Source organism: Mycobacterium sp. PO1 (genome assembly GCF_017312405.1).
Taxonomy (GTDB): domain Bacteria; phylum Actinomycetota; class Actinomycetes; order Mycobacteriales; family Mycobacteriaceae; genus Mycobacterium.
The window spans coordinates 36552-55997 of sequence record NZ_BLTG01000020.1; the positions used below are offsets into that span (position 1 = coordinate 36552).

At 68.5% G+C, this 19446-nt stretch carries 13 protein-coding genes, 1 other RNA gene and 2 pseudogenes; 8 read left to right on the top strand and 8 right to left on the bottom strand.

The window, feature by feature from the left end; genetic code table 11:
* Positions 1-6 precede the first annotated feature (6 nt).
* The gene (locus tag J3476_RS09675) at positions 7-2874 is read right to left on the bottom strand and encodes an MMPL family RND transporter (protein ID WP_207066276.1); all 2868 of its coding nucleotides are present in this window, start codon (positions 2872-2874) and stop codon (positions 7-9) included.
* 180 nt (positions 2875-3054) lie between these two features.
* On the opposite strand from J3476_RS09675, the gene J3476_RS09680 reads away from it, so the two are divergent.
* Positions 3055-4017, top strand: a complete 963-nt coding sequence (locus J3476_RS09680) for a DNA polymerase domain-containing protein (RefSeq protein WP_207066277.1) — start codon at positions 3055-3057, stop codon at positions 4015-4017.
* 1 nt (position 4018) lies between these two features.
* Here J3476_RS09680 and J3476_RS09685 read toward each other — a convergent pair whose 3' ends face one another.
* From J3476_RS09685 to J3476_RS09695, 3 genes are read right to left on the bottom strand one after another with little or no spacing between them, the layout of a single operon-like run.
* Positions 4019-8149, bottom strand: a complete 4131-nt coding sequence (locus tag J3476_RS09685; protein WP_207066278.1) for a SpoIIE family protein phosphatase — start codon at positions 8147-8149, stop codon at positions 4019-4021.
* Positions 8146-8505 carry an anti-sigma factor antagonist gene (locus J3476_RS09690; protein ID WP_286182828.1) on the bottom strand — a complete coding sequence of 120 codons (360 nt, stop codon included), beginning with the start codon at positions 8503-8505 and terminating at the stop codon, positions 8146-8148. Before J3476_RS09690 ends, J3476_RS09685 begins: the two co-directional genes overlap by 4 nt.
* 1 nt (position 8506) lies before the next feature.
* A complete protein-coding gene (locus tag J3476_RS09695; RefSeq protein WP_207066280.1) occupies positions 8507-9178 on the bottom strand; it encodes a PAS and ANTAR domain-containing protein in 672 nt (223 codons plus the stop codon).
* A 164-nt stretch (positions 9179-9342) separates the two neighbouring features.
* Here J3476_RS09695 and J3476_RS09700 point away from each other — a divergent pair, with 164 nt between their 5' ends.
* From J3476_RS09700 to J3476_RS09720, 6 genes and pseudogenes are all read left to right on the top strand, one after another.
* On the top strand, positions 9343-10197 hold the full coding sequence (locus tag J3476_RS09700) for a class I SAM-dependent methyltransferase (protein WP_207066281.1): 855 nt from the start codon (positions 9343-9345) through the stop codon (positions 10195-10197).
* A gap of 29 nt (positions 10198-10226) precedes the next feature.
* Positions 10227-10445: a DUF2945 domain-containing protein gene (locus tag J3476_RS09705; RefSeq protein WP_207066282.1), complete on the top strand. Its 219-nt coding sequence runs from the start codon at positions 10227-10229 to the stop codon at positions 10443-10445.
* A 49-nt stretch (positions 10446-10494) separates the two neighbouring features.
* Positions 10495-11385, top strand: a pseudogene (locus J3476_RS27910) (transglycosylase SLT domain-containing protein); the annotation flags it as partial.
* A 135-nt stretch (positions 11386-11520) separates the two neighbouring features.
* Positions 11521-12132, top strand: a pseudogene (locus J3476_RS27915) (DUF1460 domain-containing protein); the annotation flags it as partial.
* A 51-nt stretch (positions 12133-12183) separates the two neighbouring features.
* Positions 12184-13344: an LLM class flavin-dependent oxidoreductase gene (locus J3476_RS09715; protein ID WP_207066284.1), complete on the top strand. Its 1161-nt coding sequence runs from the start codon at positions 12184-12186 to the stop codon at positions 13342-13344.
* A 62-nt stretch (positions 13345-13406) separates the two neighbouring features.
* Entirely contained in the window at positions 13407-14084 is a 678-nt protein-coding gene (locus tag J3476_RS09720; protein ID WP_207066298.1) for an alpha/beta fold hydrolase, read from the top strand.
* A 4-nt stretch (positions 14085-14088) separates the two neighbouring features.
* On the opposite strand, the gene J3476_RS09725 is transcribed toward J3476_RS09720, so the two are convergent.
* The 3 genes from J3476_RS09725 to J3476_RS09735 all read right to left on the bottom strand — a co-directional run bounded on the left by J3476_RS09725 (position 14089) and on the right by J3476_RS09735 (position 17125).
* Positions 14089-15141, bottom strand: coding sequence for a phosphotransferase (locus J3476_RS09725; RefSeq protein WP_207066285.1), 1053 nt, complete (start codon positions 15139-15141; stop codon positions 14089-14091).
* Positions 15142-15144: 3 nt separating this feature from the next.
* Entirely contained in the window at positions 15145-16575 is a 1431-nt protein-coding gene (locus J3476_RS09730; RefSeq protein ID WP_207066286.1) for a DUF2252 domain-containing protein, read from the bottom strand.
* A gap of 70 nt (positions 16576-16645) precedes the next feature.
* Positions 16646-17125: a DUF309 domain-containing protein gene (locus J3476_RS09735; protein WP_207066287.1), complete on the bottom strand. Its 480-nt coding sequence runs from the start codon at positions 17123-17125 to the stop codon at positions 16646-16648.
* A gap of 157 nt (positions 17126-17282) precedes the next feature.
* On the opposite strand from J3476_RS09735, the gene J3476_RS09740 reads away from it, so the two are divergent.
* Positions 17283-18635, top strand: coding sequence for an amino acid permease (locus J3476_RS09740; RefSeq protein WP_286182831.1), 1353 nt, complete (start codon positions 17283-17285; stop codon positions 18633-18635).
* A 161-nt stretch (positions 18636-18796) separates the two neighbouring features.
* Here the strand turns inward: J3476_RS09740 and ssrA are convergent.
* Positions 18797-19166, bottom strand: a transfer-messenger RNA (tmRNA) gene (gene ssrA, locus J3476_RS09745).
* Between the last annotated feature and the right edge of the window lie 280 nt (positions 19167-19446).

The following is a 19446-nucleotide window of genomic DNA, read 5'->3' on the forward strand; positions in this document are numbered from 1 at the left end:
CGCCGGTCAGCGCGGCGCGGCTGGAGTGACGGTGCTCGGGCCGCATCCGATCGCGGCCAGCCTTCGCTGCGACGCCTGGTCGGGCACCCGGCGGGGCCACCAGAACCACCTGCCGAGCAGCGAGGCGACCGCCGGTGTCATGAACGAGCGCACGATCAGCGTGTCGAACAGCAACCCCATGGCAATCGTCGTCCCGACCTGCGCCATCACCTTGAGATCGCTGAACGCGAACGAGGCCATCGTGAATGCGAACACCAAGCCCGCCGACGTCACCACCGAGCCGGTACCGGCCATGGCCCGGATGATGCCGGTCTTCAGGCCACCGCCCAACTCCTCCTTGAACCGCGACACCAACAGCAGGTTGTAGTCCGATCCGACGGCCAGCAGCAGGATGACCGACATCGGCAGCACCATCCAGTGCAGCTCGAGGCCGAGAAGGTGCTGCCAGACCAACACCGAGAGCCCGAACGAGGCCCCCAACGACAGCAGCACCGTGCCGACGATCACCCCGGCGGCCACCACACTGCCGGTGATGACCAGCATGATGCTGAAGATCAGTGTCACCGCCGCGATCCCGGCGATGAGCAGGTCGTAGTTGGACCCGTCGCGCATGTCCTTGTAGGTGGCCGCGGTGCCGGCCAGATAGATCGTCGACCCCTCCAGCGGGGTGCCCTTGATGGCTTCTTTGGCTGCGGTCTTGATCGGCACCACGTGCGAGATACCGTCGACGGTCGCGGGGTCTCCCTCGTGGCTGATGATGAATCGGACGGACTTGCCGTCGGGCGAGATGAAATTCGCGATCCCGCGCTTGAAGTCGTCGTTGTCGAAGACTTCGGGCGGAAGATAGAACGAGTCGTCGTTCATCGCCGTGTCGAACGCGTCGCCCATCGCATCGGAGTTCTCCTGCGCCGCGGCGAGCTGGTCCTGCATGCCCTTCTGCGACTGGTACATCGTCAGCATCATCGATTTCATCGTCCGCATCGACTCGATCTGCTGCGGCAGCAGAGCCACCAGCTGGGGCATGAGCGCGTCGAGGCGCTCGAGTTCGGGGACCAGGTCCTGGATGTCGTCGGTCAGGGGGTTGATGCCGTCGAGGGTGTCGAACACCGACCGCAGCGCCCAGCATGCCGGGATGTCGTAACAGTGTGGCTCCCAGTAGAAGTAGCTGCGGATGGGACGGATGAAGTCATCGAGGTCGGCGAGATGATCACGCAGTTCGACGATGTCGAGCGTCATGTCCTTGGTCTTGGCGACCATCCGGTGGGTGGTGTCGGCCATCTGCTCCGTGATGGCCGACATCTGAGCCATCGTGTCGATCGTGGTCTGCATCTCGTCGGCCTGCACCAGCATGTCGGCGAACCGGTCCTGCAGATAGGTCTGGTTCAACTGGTTCGTGGTGCCCCCCTGCATGCTCATCTGGAACGGGATGGTCGAATGCTTGATGGGTTTGCCGTCGGGGCGGGTGATGGTCTGCACCCGCGCGACACCGGGCACCCGGAAGATCGCCTTGGCGATCTTGTCGATGACGAGGAAGTCTGCCGAGTTGCGCAGATCATGATCGCTTTCGACCATCAGCAATTCGGGGTTCATCCGCGCGGCACCGAAGTGCCGTTCGGCCGCCGCGTAGCCGACGTTGGCCGGAATGTCAGCGGGAAGATACTGCCGGGCATCGTAATTGGTTCGGTACCCGGGCAGGGTGAGTAGCCCGACCAACGCCAGAGCGATGGTCGCGGCCAGCACCGGACCTGGCCACCGGACCACTGTCACCCCGACCCGGCGCCAACCGCGCGAGCTGATCGCGCGCTTCGGTTCGAAGCGTCCGAATCGACTGGCCACCGTGACCACCGCGGGGCCCAGCGTCAGCGCCGCCACGACGGCGACGAACGTTCCGACCGCGCAGGGCACGCCCAGGGTCTGGAAGTAGGGCAACCGGGTGAAACTCAGACAGAGCATGGCTCCGGCGATGGTCAGCCCCGAGCCCAGCACCACGTGGGCGGTGCCGTGAAACATCGTGTAGTAGGCGGCTTCCCGGTCGTCTCCCGCACCCCGGGCTTCCTGATAGCGACCGATCGCGAATATCGCGTAATCGGTGCCCGCGGCGATGACCATCAGAGTCAACAGGTTGACCGCAAAGGTGGACAGCCCGATGATCTCCTGATCGGCGAGGAACGCGACGATTCCGCGGGCAGCGCCGAGTTCGACGAACACCATCAGCAGGATCAGCACCATGGTGCCCAGCGACCGGTACACCACCAGCAGCATCACGGCGATCACGCCGATCGTGATGAGGGTGACCCGGAAGACGCTCTTGTCGCCCGCGTGGTGCTGATCGGCGACCAGCGGGGCACCGCCGGTGACGTAGGTCGTGACTCCGGGCGGGCTCGGCGTCGTCGCGACGAGGTCCCGCACCGCCGCCACCGATTCGTTGGCCAGCGATTCGCCTTGGTTGCCGCGCAGGTAGACCTGCACGTAGGCAGACTTGCCGTCGGTGCTCTGGGCGCCCGAGGCGGTCAACGGATCTCCCCAGAAGTCAGCCACGTGCTGCACGTGCGCGGTATCGGCCTCCAATCGGTCGACCAGGCCGTCGTAGTACCGGTGCGCGTCCCCGCCGAGGGGCTGCTCCCCCTCGAGGACGATCATCGCGTTGCTGTCGGAGTCGAATTCCTCGAAGTCGGCCCCGATCCGCTTCATCGACACCATCGACGGCGCATCCTTTGCGCTCAGCCCGACGGTGTGTTCTTCGCCGACCTTTTCCAGAGGCGGCACGGCGACGTTGGTGACGACGGTCAGCAGCACCCAGCCCAGGATGATCGGCACCGCCAAAACGCGGATCGCTCGGGCCACGCCCGATCGGCCGGCAGTCGACTTCGCCACGTGCACTGCCCCCTGCTCAGGCGCGGGCCTCACCCCGCAACGACGCTGCCGGCGTGACACAACGTGTGTCGCGTGTCATACATCTAGCCCGTCAAAGCATCGGCTGTCAACGGCGCGCCGCAGGCCGTTCTGACAGGCGTTTCACAGCTTCTGCCGTGTGCCGGAACCTAGGCTGGACCGATGAGCGCCGGAGAGCAGCGGGCCGGAGTCGACCTGACCAATCTCGACCAGCCGCTCGGTCCCGACGCCGACGCGACCAAGCGGGACCTCGTCGACTACCTCGATGCCGTAGCCGACCGAATCCTGCCCGCACTTGCCGGTCGCCCGCTGACCGTGCTGCGGGCGTTGCGGGGGCGGGCTCCGTTCATGCAGAAGAACGTGCCCAAGTACACGCCGGATTGGGTGCGCACCGTCGAGATCTGGGCCGAGGCGTCGCGACGATCGATCCGCTATGTGCTGTGCGACGATCGACGGACACTGCTGTGGCTGGCCAACCAACGCGCCGTCGAGTACCACCCGACACTGGGCCCGGCCGAGAACATCTACCGGCCAACACATCTGGTCCTCGACCTCGATCCGCCGGCGCAGGCTCCGTTCGCCGCGGTCGTGGCGGTGGCGAACCAGGTTCACACCGCGCTCACCGCCTGCGGGCTCTCCGGGGCGGTGAAGACCAGCGGCTCCCGCGGCCTGCACATCGTCGTTCCGGTCGCCGGCGGCGCCGCGGCCGACGACGTCGCCGCCGCGACACGTGCGTTGGCCGCGCGCAGCGAGGCTCTCGACCGGTCCGCCGCCACCACCGCGTTTCTCGTCGAGGAGCGCGCCGGCAAGGTCTTCGTCGATGCCACCCGCGCCGGCGGCGCGACGGTCGCCGCGGTGTACAGCCCGCGATTGCGGCCGGGCACCCCGGTGTCCTTCCCGTTGGCGTGGTCAGATCTGGACCGCGCCGACCCGCGTGAGTTCACCGTGCACACGGCGCCGGGTCTGCTGTCGGGTGGGGACCCGTGGGCCGAGGCGATGCCGGCGCCGCAGCGGCTGCCCGAGGACGTCGTCGACGAGGGACACCGCATCCCGGTCGCCCGGGTCGCCGCGATGCACGAAGGCAAACGTCGCGCCCGGCAGCGCCGGGGCGAGCGGCAGGACTGAATCAGGCGATCTTGCGGTGCATCTGCACGGTCGTGCCGGCGGGCCGGGACTCGATCGTGACGTCCTGCATCAACGCCCGCATCAGTTCCAGCCCCCGACCTCGATGCCGGGCGGGCACCGCCTGCGGTGTCTTCCACGATCCGGTGTCGGTGACGGTGACGTAGACCCGCTCGGCCACGACGACCGCGTGCAGGTACACGGTGCCCTCCGGATGGTCGCGGTGTCCGTGCTCGATCGCGTTGGCCAACGCCTCCCCCACCGCGATCAGCACATCGAGAGCTTCGTCGGCGCCCGCGCCGGCCTCGTCGAGCCAGTCGCGCAGGGCGTGTCTGCTCTGGGCGAGTTCCCCCACGTCGGCGCCGAGCTCCAGATCCAGCGCGGCGGGCTGCCGGTAGACGAGTACCGCGACGTCGTCGCGGTACCCGCCTGGTGGCGCCAGCGTCGTCATCAACCGGTCGGCCAGAGCGTCGAGCGCGTCGCTGCGATGCTGAGACACAAGGTCGCCCGCGCGGTCGATGCCTTCGTCGATCGACAGACGTCGGCGCTCGACAAGTCCGTCGGTGTAGAGCAGCAGGATCGCCCCGGCCGGGAGCACCGTGTGAGTCTCCGGCCGGGCACCGTGAGCGGTCACCCCGAGCGGCGTGGCTCGCGCGCTGTCCAGCAGAGCCACAGCGCCACCACCGTCGACGAGAATCGGCGGCGGCTGTCCGGCGCAGGAATAGGCCAGCTCCCCCGACCCGGGGCTCAACACCGCACAGAACGCGGTGGTGCACCGCGCTCCGGGCAGCCGCGTCGCGAAGCGGTCCAGCGCCGAGAGCACCGCCGCCGGGCTCGGGTTCTCCAGCAGCAGAGCCCGGCACGCGCTACGCAGCTGCCCCATCACGGTGGCCGCCGACAAACCGTGCCCGACGCAGTCACCGACGATCAACCCGATCCGGCCGTCGTCGAGGTCGACCACGTCGTACCAGTCGCCGCCGACCTGCAGCGGCCGGGTCGCCGGCTGGTACCGCACCGCGAATCCGTCGGACGTGGGGGGGCCGAGTATCGCGTGCTGAAGCGCCAGCGCGGTCTCGCGTTGCTGATCGATCTGGTGCACCCGCTGCAAACCCTGGCCGAGCCGGCCGGCAAGCACCGTCAACAGTGTGCAGTCATCCGCGGTGAAGTGTCGCCGCTCAGTCAACTCGAGGTGGATGACCAATACGCCCTGGGGATGCTGCAGAGCGATACCGGCCTCTCCCGGTTCGAAGGACTCGGGTTCGAGCAGCTCACGATCGTGCAGCGCCGCGATCTGCCCGCGATGCTCGTCCGACAGGGCCCCCCACTCGACGGCCTCCCCGGCGCACACCAGCGTCGGCACATCCGCCTCCCCGCCGCGCCACGTCGCGGCCACGACCCGACGCGCGCGCCAGACCGCACGCAACTGTTCGGCCGCGGCGGCCACCGCGTCGGCGAGGGTGTCCGCCTGAGCCAGCTCCTCGTTCAGCGCTGCCAGCGCGGACTCCCGCAGCACGACGTAGTGCTCCGCGGTGACGTCGCGCAACGTCCCGACGATCACCTTGCGGCCCGTGTCGGGATCCTCGGCGTGGGTGAACGTCGCCGTCACCCACAGCCGATGGCCGTCACGGTGGGTCACCGGAACCGCGGACAGCGTCCCGTGCGACTTGTCCATCAGACTTGCGAACGCGTCGGAAACCTCGCGGTGGGCGTCCGGATCACTTTCTGCCGACGGCCACCACGGGTAGGGCGGCGGATACGGCAGGCCGGCGCTGTCGTAACCGAGCATGTCGGCGAAGGTCGTGTTGATCTCGGTCACCGCGCCCGTCTCGTCGCAGACGAACAACGCCTCCTGCAACGAGTCGATGAGCGCGGTACGCCAGCGGGCGTGGTGGTCACGCATACGTGCCAGCACGATGTTGGTCCGCACCCGGGCCAACAGTTCGGTGGCGGCGAACGGCTTGACCAGATAGTCGTCGGCACCGGCGCGCAGCCCGGTGACCGACGCCTCCGGCCCGGCACGAGCCGAGAGCAACAGCACCGGCACCGACGCGGTCCGCCGGTCCGCCCGCAGCGCCGCGACCAGCCCCAGGCCGTCCAATACCGGCATCATCACATCGCTGATGACCAGGTCCGGCGCGGCCGCTCGCACCGCCTTCAGTGCCGTGCCGCCGTCGGCGACCGATTCGACGACGTAACCGTCGGAGCGCAGCAGCCGGCTCAGATAGTCACGCATGTCGGCGTTGTCGTCGGCGACCAGCACGCGCATGGGCGGTCCCTGCACGTCATGTCCCGGCGTCGAGGAGAGGTCGGCTCCGGGGTGCGTGGCTGACTCGGGTGACCAGCGCAACGCCTCCTGGACAAAAGCGTCCCCGCTCTGCGCGGCACGCACCGTCGACCCCACAGCGACAGCGTCGGCAGGCAGGTGCGCGGAACCCAACGGAAGCCGGATCGTGAAGACGGTGCCCTCCCCCTCGACGCTGTCGACGTCGATCGAGCCGCCGTGCAATCCGATGAGTTCCTTGACCAGAGCCAGGCCGATCCCGCTGCCCTCGTGGGAGCGCGACCGCGTGTTCTCGATCCGGTGAAACCGTTCGAACAGACGCGCAACTTCGTCGGCGGGGACCCCGACACCGGTGTCGGCGACGACGACCGTGGCCTGATCACCTTCTCGGCCCACCCGCACCGAGATCGTGCCGTCGAAGGTGAACTTCAGTGCGTTCGACAGCAGGTTGAACAGCACCTTCTCCCACATGTCGGGATCGACATAGACCGGCTCGGCCAGCGGTGCGCAATCCACGACCAGCAACAGACCCGCCCGCTCGACGGCCGACCGGAAGACGCTGGCGAGCTCGGCAGTGAGTACGCCGAGATCGACCGGCTGGTAACGGACTTGGGCGCGGCCAGCCTCGATTCGGGAGAAATCCAACAGCGCGTTGACCAGTTTGCTCAGCCGTAAAGCGCTGCGCCAGATGATGTCCAGTTCATGGCGGGTGTCCTCGTCGAATCGGTCGTCGCGTCGCAGCGTGTCGACCGGGTCCAAAATCAGCGTGAGCGGAGTACGCAACTCGTGGCTGGCGTTGGAGAAGAAGGCGGTCTTCGCGCGGTCCAGCTCGGCGAGCTGCTCAGCCCGCAACTGTTCGGCACGGTAGCTGCGGGCCAGCCCGATGTCGGCGGCAATGCGCGCAGCCACCAGGGAGACGAAGCCGCGGTAACCCTCGTCCAGAGGGCGGTACCGATTCAGGCCCGCGACCAGGAACCCCATCGGCGACTCACCCTGCTGCAGCAACGGGACGGCCAGCGCCTGCACCGGCGGCTCCCGCCAATCGCCGGTCGGCAGAGTCGGATACGCGACGCCGCCGAGTTCGACCGTGACGATCTCGCCGCGGCGGAGCTCGCTCAGCGGCCACACTCCGTCCTCGGCCAGAACCGCCGGCGCCGCTGCGTGCTCCCCGTCGAACCCGCTCGAACCGGCCAGTCGTGCCGCTCCGCCGGCATCGAACAGGTAGGTCAGCGTGAACGGCAGATCTCGCGCGTTACGGGCGAGTTGGCCGTCGATGAAGCCGACGATCTGCTGCTCGTTCCGTGCGGCGCTCGGGGCGGACCCGAGATCGCGCAAGGTGGCCATCCGCCGTTCGCCGATCACCTGCACGGTGTCTTCGCTGACCACACAGAGCAATCCGACGACATGGCCGTCGTCGTCACGCAACGGACTGTAGGAGAAGGTGTGATAGGTCTCCTCGGGGTAACCGGAGCGCTCGAGGAACAACAACAGCGACTCGTCCCAGGTCGCCTCCCCGGTCGAGAGCACCCGCCGGATACGGAGTTCAACCTCGTTCCACACCTCATGCCACACCACCCGGAACGGCTGACCCAACGCCCACGGGTACTTACGCCCCAACGTGTCACGCCGATACGCGTCGTTGCAGAAGAAGGTCAGGTCCGGCCCCCAGGCCATCCACATCGAGAACTTCGACGAGAGCATCACGCTCACCGACGTCTGCAGACTCTGCGGCCATCCCTCGACCGGACCGAGCGGTGTTGCCGCCCAGTCGACGCGGGCATGCTCGCGCCCGACGTCGCCGCCCACCGCGAAGAAATCGGGCAGCGCGCCGTCCCCGGCTTGCCGGCCGGTCACCCGGAGCCCGACATCAACGCGTCTGTCACAGTGGGATAAGGGCGGAGGAGACCGTCGAGTTTGGTCACCTCGATGGGCCTGACCACTTCGGCGTTGGTGGCGACCACCCGCACCGCCACCCCGTCGGAGACGCCCTGCTCGTAGCAGCTGAGCACGGCGTTGAGGCCGGCGCTTCCGAAGTAGGTGACGTCGTCGAGTTGGAGCACCAGCATCCGGGCGGGCGGCCCGCCGGCGGCGGCAAGCCCGGCGGCCAGCGCCTCACCGAGCAGATCCACTGTGCCCGAGTCGACTTCGCCGCGGGCGTGCACGACGACAGCGCTGTCGCTGACGTCCTGCGTGATGTCGAGAAGACCCACCTCAGCTGCCGATCCGCTGATGGACGGACAACAGCACATGGTCGAACTCGCGCCGGAGGGCGTCCATCGACGAGTCGACCGATGTCAGCTCGGCGACAATCTGCGCAGCCAGCGCCCGCAACTTGGTGTTGGTCTGCTGGGAGCGCCACTGCAACAGCTTGAACGCCTGATCGGCGTCGACCTGATAGACCAGCATCAGCGCGCCCTTGGCCTGTTCGATGGCGGCCCGCGCGGCGAACAGGTCGGGCAGCGACTCGTCGAGGACGTCTTTGCGGGCGCGGTCCAGGGTGCCGCTCAGGTCGAGGTAGTAACCCTCGGTGCCGCTCACGGCCCCCCGGTCGTCGCACATCCGGTCGCCGATGACGAGAACGCTGTGTTCGCGTCCGTGGGTGTCGAGAAACCGGTGGCGGCTGGAGAACGAACCACCGTGGTGCAGCGCGTGGTCGAGCAACTCTTGGACGTGTCGGCGGTCGTCCGGGTGTTTGTGCGAGAGCACCAACTCGGTGGTGGGCGTGACCGCGCCCGGTTCGTAGCCGTGCATCCTGGCCAGCTCATCGGACCATTCCCAGCGCTGACCGACGAACCAGAAACGGAAGCCGCCGACGTCGAGGGCGGCGGCGGTGGCGACGGCCTCCCCGGCCCGAGGGGCGGAGGCGCGAACCGGATCCGGCATCTCCGCATTATTCCACCCTGGTCCGGCACGGAAACACATTCGGCGACAACGCCCCAAACGGGCACCCGAACCGGTGCTCCGAATCCGTGTACAAACCCACTACGAGCTCGGATGATGGACTCAGTGGGGTTTCGGCCCCAGCCCGTCAGCCGAGGAGTCCGACGATGACTGCACAGGCCTCCACCCCGTCGTCAGATCATGATGCCGACCGGTTACTGAAAGGCAGGCACCGCGCCCTGTGGGCTTCGGGCGACTACCCGTCGGTCGCCACCGACCTCATCCCCCATCTCGGGCCGCGACTCGTCGACGCCTGTGGCGTGCGCGCCGGTCAACGCGTGCTCGATGTCGCCGCCGGCGCCGGAAACGCCGCCATTGCCGCCGCCGCGGCCGGCGCCGACGTGACCGCCGCCGACCTGACGCCCGAGATGTTCGACGCGGGCCGCGCAATCGCCGAACGCCGCGGCGTGAGCGTGGACTGGGTCGAGGCGGACGCCGAGGCGATGCCGTTCCCCGACAACGGCTTCGATGTGGTGATGTCGTGCGTGGGGGCGATGTTCGCACCACACCACCAGCGCACCGCGAACGAGATGGTGCGGGTGACCCGCTCCGGTGGCACGATCGGGATGATCAACTGGACCCCTACCGGGTTCATCGGTCAGCTGTTCGCCACCATGAAGCCCTACGCTCCTGCGCCGCCCACGGGAGCCGGTCCACCGCCGTTGTGGGGCGACGAAGACCACATCCGGGCTTTGTTCGGAGACGCGGTGACCGACCTGACGATGCGGCGCGAGATCACCGTCATGGACCACTGCCCGAGTCCGCTCGAATTCCGCGAGTACTGGAAGCGCAACTACGGCCCCACCATCGCGGCGTACCGGTTCAACGCCGACGACACCGACCGGCTCGCCGCGCTCGACCGCGACTTCCTGACTCTCCTCGAGCAGTGGAATCAGACGACCGAGCCGGGACACACCTCGTATCCGGCCGAGTATCTGCTGGTGACCGCCACAAAGCGGTGAGACGGTCGTGCTCTGGGTATCCCCGCGCCATGACCGAACAGTTCAAGAAGGGTGACAAGGTCACCTGGCAGAGCCACGGCAGTACCGCCGAGGGGACCGTGCAGAAGAAGATCACGTCCGATACCGAGGCCGCCGGCCGCACGGTTCGCGCCTCGCAGGACGAACCCCAGTACCTGGTGCGCAGCGACAAGAGCGGCAACGACGCCGTGCACAAACCCGAGGCGTTGACCAAGAAGTCCGGCAGCTAGGCCTTCGACGACAGTTGACGTTCAGGACGCGGCGGTAGCATCTCCGGCGATGCTCCGCGTCGCGCTGATTCTCGTCGTCGTCGCGCTGTCGCTTGCCGGCTGCGCGGGCGCGCCGACTCATACCGCGCCCACCGCCGAAACACGTGCGGCCGCGCCGCCGTCGACGGTCACGCAGGATCGGCCGCTGGCGGCCGAACCCGCCCAGATCGCCGCCGACCTGGTCGCCGACGAGTTCGCGCTGCGGGATCCTGCGTCGCCGGGCGATCTGCTGGCCGCGGCGGCACATCGACAACAGGCGGCCTATCGGATACTCGGTCGCCATCCCGAATGGGATTCCCTGATCCGTCCTCACATCCCGGCAGGACTGCACCAGGTCGTCGACCGCAACATCGACGCGCGGCGCCAGCTGTCGGCGATGGGTCGCCCGAAGGACACGCTGCCCGCCTGGCGCATCGTCGAGCCGCGTCCGGCGCAGGAGCTGATCGGCTACTACCGCGAGGCGCAGTCGGAGTTCGGCGTCGACTGGAACTACCTGGCGGCGATCAACTTCATCGAGACCGCGTTCGGGCGGGTGGCAGGCGTCAGCACGGCGGGAGCCCAGGGACCGATGCAGTTCATGCCCGCCACGTTCGCGGCCTACGGCGCCGGCGGCGACATCCTCGCACCACGCGACAGCATCATGGCCGCCGGCCGCTACCTCGCCGCCAACGGCTTCGACCGCGACCCCGACCACGCGCTGTACCGGTACAACAACTCTCAGAACTACGTGCGCGCCGTGCACGACTACGCCGCCGTCATCGCGGCCCACCCCAGGGCGCTGGACGCCTACCACCGGTGGAGCGTGTACTACAACACCACCTCCGGTGACATGCTGCTGCCCGTCGGCTACTCGCAGGATGCGCCCGTTCCTGTCTCCGAGTACACCGGCTCGAACACCGAGCCCTACACACCCACCTCGGCCGAGGTCCGGATGTCACCCCGCAGCGCCGAGATCCTCGACCGGCTGCTGGACGTCCGACGCGAAACGCCCGGCGCGGCCGGGGCGCCACCGCCGGCAGCCGTGCTGTCCCAGCGTTTCCTCGGCACCGCTTACGGCGCAAACACTCTCGTCGGTTCGCAGGGAGTACCCGAGCAGCTCGTCATCGACCTCGAGAGGGTGGACTGTTTCACGCTGGCCGACTACGTCGAGGCCCTCAAACGCGCCGAGAACCGAGACCAGTTCATCGATGCCCTCACCGCGGTGCGCTACCAGGACGGGCTCGTCGGGTTCGCCACCCGCAGACACTTCTTCACCGACTGGTCGGCCGGTTCACCGCCGATCGCGACCGACGTCACCGCCGACGTCAGCGGCGACGCGGTCACGGTGACCAAGAACCTGAACCGGCGTGACGACGGCGGCACCTATCTGCCCGGGCTTCCGGTGACGCGCCGCGAGGTCACCTACATTCCGGCCGAACGTGTCGACGGCGCGGTACTGGCCCAGTTGCGGCCCGGTGACTACATCGGCGCATACGCCGAGGACGGCGGCCTCGACGTCACGCACGTCGGGCTGTTCCTGACAGGCCCGGACGGGCCGGTGCTGCGCAACGCGTCGTCGCTGAGCAGGGATCAGCAGGTGGTGGACACGCCATTGCTCGACTACGTCGCGACCGTGCCGGGCATCGTGGTGCTGCGGCCGCTTCGGTGAGATCGCCGCAATCCGGACCGACGAGCCGCGACTGCAGGCCAGAATCGTCGCATGCGCTTCGGAAACTTCATGGCCCCCTTCCACCCCGTCGGACAGAATCCGACCCTCGCCATCGAGCGTGACCTCGACCTGATCGTGGCGATGGACCGCCTCGGCTTCCACGAGGCGTGGATCGGCGAGCACCACTCGGCGGGTTTCGAGATCATCGCCTCCCCCGAGGTGGTCATCGGCGTGGCCGCCGAACGCACCAAGCACATCAAGCTGGGCACCGGAGTGAGCTCGCTGCCCTACCACCACCCCCTGATGCTGGCCGACCGCATGGTGCTGCTCGACCACCTCACCCGGGGCCGGGTGATGCTCGGCTGCGGTCCCGGGCAACTCACCTCCGATGCGCACATGCTGGGCATCCCCGCCGACGAACAGCGCCCGCGCATGGAGCAGTGCCTCGATGCCATCATGCGGCTGCTGCGCGGCGAGACCGTCACGATGCACACCGACGGATTCACACTGCAGGACGCCCGCCTGCAACTGAAACCCTATAGCGACCCGTGCTTCGATGTCGCTGTAGCCGCGTCCTTTTCACCGACGGGTCCGCGCGGGGCCGGCCGGCACGGCATCGGCATGCTCTCGATTGCGGCCACCGCCAAACAGGGCATGGACCTGCTCGCCCAACACTGGTCGACGTGGGAAGAGGTCGCGTTCGAACACGGGCACGTCGCCGACCGCTCCAAATGGCGCCTGGTCGGACCGATGCATCTGGCCGACACCCGCGAGCAGGCTGAGCGGGATGTCGAATACGGTATCGCCGAATTCTCCCGCTACTTCAGCCACATCCTGCCCGCCGGACCGGTGCAGGGCGACACCCCGGCCGAGATCATCGCCAACAACCGGGAATCCGGGTTCGCGGTCATCGGCACACCGGAGGACGCGGTCGCCAAGATCTCCGAACTCGTCGAGGCGAGCGACGGCGGCTTCGGCGCTTTCCTGCTCTTCGACCACGACTGGGCGCCCCCCGCCGCCAAGATGCACAGCTACGAACTGTTCGCCCAGTACGTGATGCCGCACTTCACCGGCCAGCTCACCGCACCGGCAGCGTCGTGCGACTGGGTCACCGCCAGCGGAACCGAGTTCGTCGACCGGGCCGCGCACGCGATCGGCAAGGCGATCGACGACCACGCCGCCGAGCGGGAGTCGAGGCACGCCCCACGGTGAGCGGCGACGCATTCGCGGCCACCTCCCGTTACACCCGGCACGGGGACGCGCGCCTGCACTTCATGGACTCCGGCGGGGACGATCTCGGTGCACCAATCGTTTTCGTCCCCGGCATGACCGACACCGCCGAGGACTACCGCGCGGTGCTGCCGCTGTTCGGGCGCCGCACGGTGGTGGTGGAACTACGCGGCCACGGCCGCAGCAGTGCACCGGCCGTCGGCTACGACTTCGCGACCCTGCGTGACGACGTGGGCGCCGTGGTCGATGCCGTCACCGACGGCGACGTGCACCTCGTGACGTTTTCCCGCGGCACCACCTACGGAATCGGATGGGCACTCGCGCACCCCCACCGGGTGCGCTCGGTGTCGATCGGCGACTACGTACCCGAAGAAAAGGTGCTCACCGCCGACCAGGCACACCGGCTGCTCACCGGGCGCTGGCGTGGTTCAGCCGTCGCGGACCGCCTCGACGTCGCGGCCGCGCAGCTGACGTTCGAGGCGGCACGACCGCAATCGCTGTGGACGGCGTTGGCACACAACGGCATCCCGCTGCTCGCGGCGCGCAGCGGTGGCAGCGTGCTGGTCGGCGACGGCGACTGGGCCCGGTATCGCGAGCTGTTCCCCGAGGCCGAGTTGGTCGAGTTCGACGAGTCGCCGCATGACATCTTCCGGCCGGACCGCGCCCGCTACCCCCGTCTGGTTCGCGCACACGCCGAGCGCGCCGACGCCGCGCACCACTGACGGATCAGCGTCGACCGACACGTCGCCACAGTTCGTTGAACGACCCGAGGTCCTGCACCGCGCACACGGCGCGGTCCAGGCCGGTGCGGGTGACGGCCTCACCCTGTAGGCGCGCCCCGAACGCGGCGGTGACCCCGGCTGCGATGAAAGCGGTCACGGCGAGCATCCGATAGTCGGCCCAGGTCGGCTCAGGCGCCAACCGGGGACCACCGTGCACCCGCAGCGTCTCGAGATACTCGGCGAGCAGCTCCCTTTCGATCTGGCGCCGCACGTCGGTGTCCAGCGAGGTGACAGCGAAATAGGCGAGATCTTTGACACCGGGCCCCTGAGCTGCCACCTGCCAGTCGAACAGGATCGGGCGATCACCGACGAAACAGATGTTGCCGCGGTGGGTGTCGCCGTGCACGAGAGTAAACGGAAGCTCCCGCATGACCTCGGCGACAGCGCGCCGTCGCCGACGCAGCATGCGGGCCTCGGCGCGCACCTCCTGCGGGAGCAGGTCGTGATAGCGGCGCGGGATCGCGGCCAGCAGTCGCCAGGTCCGCGGTCCCCACGTCACCGAGCGGGCCGCCGGCGGCGCGAAGACGGCGAGATCGGTGGTGAAACGCGGCGATTCCCAGAAGGCGGCGTGGAATCGCGCCAGCGCCCTGGCCACAGCGCGCGCCTGGTCGGGCGCGCAGGAGCCGGCGACGTCGCCGAAGCGCGCCCCGCGCGACGCCAGATCCTCCATCAGCACCAGCGAACGGCCCCGCGCCGAGGCCGCTCCATACACCACCGGCGCGACCTCACCGAGCTCCGCGCCCACCCGGCGGTAGACCTCGACTTCGTTGCGCCCCAGCCGCATCGCGACGTTGAACAACCGTTCCACCGGCCGGGTCGGAGTCAGTTTGGCGAACACCCGCGCCGGTGTTCCCGGTGGCCCCGTCACCTCCAGGCGGGCGCGAACCGCGGTGCCGTGATCGGCGTGGATGACCTTGACACCCGTCACGGCGGCGTTGCCGGTCAGCTGTCGGAACACCTCAGCTGTGATGCCGTCCGGACGCGCCGGCACCGTCATGCGCTACACCCCGCGCTCGACCGGCAACCGGCCACTGTTCACAGCCTCGACCAGCGCCGCGTGGTCGGCTTCGGTCTGGTCGGCGTACCGCCGGGCGAACCCACTGAGCGCGTCGGCGACCCGGTCCGAGCGCCCCAGGTAGCCGGCGATCATCGACGCCCCGCTGGTGCGGGCATGCCCCTTGGCGAGCAGCTGGCCCACCACGGCGGTGTAGTCGACCAGCGCCGTCGAGTCCATCGCGTCCAACGGGATGGTGCCCTTCATGTTCCGGAACTGCCGGACGTAGAACTGCACGCCGCCCATCGTGGTCCAGCCCAGCAGCGGGTCGCTGACGGTCTGCAACGCCTGCTGGTACTCGACCACCCGCTGCCCCTGGTGGGCGTGCCAGGCGGATTCGCCGTGTACATAGCGCGCCAGCACGGATCGGCGCGCCTGCTTGAGCTGCAGGAAGACGACGTCTTCGGACGACGATCCCTCCAGCAGCGCGACGTAGGCGCGCAGTCCGACACTGCCCACGCCGACCACCTTCTGCGCGACGTCGAGCAGGGTGTAGCCGCCCAGGACCCGGCGCCAGTGGGTGGACAGTGTGGGCAGGTAGTCGTCGAGCGCCACCGCCAACGCGTCGGCTTCGCGTTGCGGAAGGCGGGTGATCAGCGGAGGCTCCTCGACGATCCTGCGCTGGCCGTCGACCTCCCGGGTGAACCGGGGCAGCGCACGGTCGCTGGTGCGGTTGCGTGCCCGTTTGGCCGACCGCTGCACCTGGTCGGCGAGCGGGCCGGCCGCCTGCCCCGCCAACCGGTCGACATCCAGCCGGGTGAACGACCGGGAGAACAGGGGCTCGTCGGCCAGGCGACGCAACTCCCGACGGTAGGCCGTCACACAGGAGTGCACCGCGGCACCGCAGTCGTCCTCGGAAGTGCCGTTGTGCCGTCCGGCGACCCAGATGCTGGCCACCAGCCGACGCAGATCCCATTCCCAACCGCCCGGGTGCGCTTCGTCGAAGTCGTTGAGGTCGATCACCAGGTCGCGTTCCGGGGAGGCGTAGAAACCGAAATTGCCGAGATGGGAGTCGCCGCAGACCACGGGGGTGATGCCCGTCGACGGGAGATGTGCCACGTCATCGGCCATCACCACCGCGGTGCCCCGCAGGAAGCCGTACGGGGAGGCGATCATGCGACCCACCCGGATCGGGATCAGCGAGGGCAGCCGGCCCTGGTGGTTCAGTTCGATCAGACGGACCGGGTCGGGCCGGTCCGGCGGCGCGGCCCAGTCGGCCAGTGTCCGGCGTTTCACACGCTTGCGCAGGCTCTTACCGAGGGCGTACCGCTCGGCACGGGTGACCGGCCGCCGACGCAGCGAACGGTAGGAACCGCCGTCGGCCTCGGGCAGGACGGTGTGTCTCGTCGGGTCGGGCTCGGGTGCCGTGCTCGTCATCTGTCGCCGGTTCCCCACCGCTTCCATGGTGCGCGATGTGCGCCGGCGGCGCGCTGAGTTGAGCACATGGCTACCCCGGCCCGGCCACCAGACGGGGTTTCAAGCGCTGCGGAGCGACATCGGCTCCCGCGGCGAGGTCCTCGCTCAGCGCCGTGGCGTGGGCCGCCAGCCCGGCGGCGTCGATGCCGTAGGGGGCCTCTCCGCCGGCCGAGAGGCCGTCCGATGCGCGCCGAAGGAGAGTGATCGCACCCTTGGCGTTGCCCCGCTGGATGTGGGTGACACCCACCGCGAGCTGCGCAAGCGCCTTCCACAGATGCTTCTCGCTGTCCGGCCCTGTCTTCCAGGCCGCCTCGAGCACATCGTGGGCGTGGAACGGGAAGCCCTGGTCAAGGAGTCGCTGGGCGTAGCTCAGCGAATCGTGCGGCGCCAGTTCGAGGTCCTCAGGTATCCGGGCGACACCGGTGCTGCCGTGCGGGAGCGGACGGCCCAGCGCATCGCGCGGACGGTCGTTGCGCGGGCGACCGGTTTCGTCGCGGTCACGGGCAGCCACTCGTCCATCTTGGCATCCTGGCGTCGACGCAGACTGCTCTGCACCCGCATCGCGGGGCCAGCAGCCGACAGCGCTGCGCCCTCCGCCGCCGGCCACCTCGGCGACAACGTGAGCACCGCCTGAGCGCGGGCTTGACCAAGCATCGACAATCCTCGTTGTGGCACAGCGGACCGGCGGGACAGCGCTGACACTCGCGTTCGCGTTCACCGTGATGGCAGATCCGGTTTCGTCCGTGGCCTACGCAATCGAGGCGGCACTGCGAGGTCTGCACGGAAATCTCAGCAGCCTGCTTCCAGCGATGGCAGCGGTCATCGCCATCATCGCGGTGATCTCGGCGACCTATCACTATCTGATCGGCCGGTTCCCCACCGGGGGTGGCGGCCCAGAGGGCGTCGCGCACGCCTTCGGCGAAGGCTGGGCGTTCATCCCACTGGGTGCGCTGCTGATCGACTTCACACTCACGGTGGCGGTGAGCTGTGCGGCCGGGGCGTCGGCGCTGATCGCCTACCTGCCGGCATTGGAGTCGTGGCGGACACCCCTCGGACTCGGCCTCGTCGTCCTCGTCGCCGGCACCGTATTGCTCGGCCAAGTCGGACGCGTCGTCTTCGCCACCGCCACCGTTGCGTTCATCGCATTGTCGATCGGTGTCATCGCCTCTGGCGTCGTCGGTACTTCAGCGCATGCCGCCGACCCGGGCCACACCTCGGTGGGACAGACACCGCTTCTGGTCGGCGCCGGGCTGGGCCCGGTGCTGCTCGCCATCCCGCTCGGAATGGCGTTGGCAACGGGTGTCGAGGCCCCGTCGAACGCGATCGCTCAAGTGCCTCAACTCCACGACCGAGGCCGGCGGCGGCTCGGGCGCCTCACCCTGTGGTCAATGGTCGGAATCGTCGGCACGCTGACAATCGCCTTCACCGCGCTCACGGTGTACCTCGGCACCGGCCTGCCGCCGGCGGATTCGACGCTGATCGCCGAGGTGGCCCGGCAGGCCACCGGAGGTGGACCGTTGTTCGTGGCCTTCCAAGCCAGCAGCGCGCTGTTGCTGTTGTCCGCCGCCGCGTCGTCGTATCTCGCGGGGTCGGGAGTCCTCAAGGCACTGGCGACCATCGGCGAGAACGGCCCGGGGCTGGTGCCACCCCGATTCGGTCGAATCAACCGCTTCCTCATACCGGAATGGGGTGTGGGACTCGTGTTGGTCGCCGCGGCGATTCTGGTGGCCGCCAGCGGACGCGAGCAGAATCTCGTCGGTTTCTACGCGGTGGCCGTCTTCGCGAGTTTTCTGGCGGCCACGATCGCCTGCGCCCGCCTCTCCTATCGGGAAGGACGGCGGGTGACCTTGTTGCTCAACGTCGTGGCGGCGGTCCTCGTCGCGATGATTCTCGTGATCAACGCCACCCGCCTGGACGGGATGATCGCCCTCGCCGCCTCCGCGGCGGTGGCGGCGTATCTGTGGCGGACCTGGGTCCGGCGCGGCCGTCCGCGCGGCGTGGCAACTGCCGGCGCAGTATGACTCCGCGGGGATACCGCCTCACCGGGTTGGGCGACCCGTACACGCCTCGCCGTGCTCCGGACGCACGTCGACGAACAGCCCCCACCGACTCGATCGTCATCGCTTCGGCCGCCGTCCGGAGCCGGACAGACTGAAGGGGCCGCATCTCTGCGGCCCCTTCTTTGTGGAGCTGCCGGGAATCGAACCCGGGTCCTACGGCATTCCCTCAAGGCTTCTCCGTGCGCAGTTCGCTATGCCTCTACTCGGATCCCCTGATCACGCGAACAAGTCAGGATGACGATCCCAGTCGCTGTTTGGTGTCCCGATGAGTCCCGCGACCGGACTCAACGGTTGATCCCTCTAGATGACGCCAGGATCCGGGTCGAGGGATTACCCGGTCTGACGGACTAGCTGTCGCTTAGGCAGCGAGAGCGTAGTCGCGCTGATTGGAATCGGCGCTTAATTGGTTGCAACGACGCTTAACGGTGGTCAATTGCCTGCACCGGCACGCTTCCCTTGATTCGATGCGCGAAGTCGAAACCGTTCAGCCCCTTGTCTGTGAAAACTTCGGCACACCCGCCGACCGTCGGCGGACACTCCATACTACCGACGAATCCAACACCGCCAACCGATTAACTGTTCCCGCGCGCCCATCCGCCGACCGATGGGGTGTTCCCACGCCCGAACAGCCGACCGATGGGGTGTTCCCGCGCGCCCCACCCCGCCGAGAGTGAAACCAGTGCGAAAAACGGCCGGGCAGATTCGCAAAGGATTCACACTCGGCGAGGACCAGGGCGGCTCGGCAAGGGAGCGCCAGGCATCACGGCGGCTC

Coding starts and splice junctions, on each gene's coding strand:
- J3476_RS09730 (WP_207066286.1), bottom strand. CDS start 16,575: ATGACGAGCACGGCACCCGAGCCCGACCCGACGAGACACACCGTCCTG.
- J3476_RS09680 (WP_207066277.1), top strand. CDS start 3,055: ATGAGCGCCGGAGAGCAGCGGGCCGGAGTCGACCTGACCAATCTCGAC.
- J3476_RS09715 (WP_207066284.1), top strand. CDS start 12,184: ATGCGCTTCGGAAACTTCATGGCCCCCTTCCACCCCGTCGGACAGAAT.
- J3476_RS09695 (WP_207066280.1), bottom strand. CDS start 9,178: ATGCCGGATCCGGTTCGCGCCTCCGCCCCTCGGGCCGGGGAGGCCGTC.
- J3476_RS09705 (WP_207066282.1), top strand. CDS start 10,227: ATGACCGAACAGTTCAAGAAGGGTGACAAGGTCACCTGGCAGAGCCAC.
- J3476_RS09700 (WP_207066281.1), top strand. CDS start 9,343: ATGACTGCACAGGCCTCCACCCCGTCGTCAGATCATGATGCCGACCGG.
- J3476_RS09725 (WP_207066285.1), bottom strand. CDS start 15,141: ATGACGGTGCCGGCGCGTCCGGACGGCATCACAGCTGAGGTGTTCCGA.
- J3476_RS09720 (WP_207066298.1), top strand. CDS start 13,407: ATGGACTCCGGCGGGGACGATCTCGGTGCACCAATCGTTTTCGTCCCC.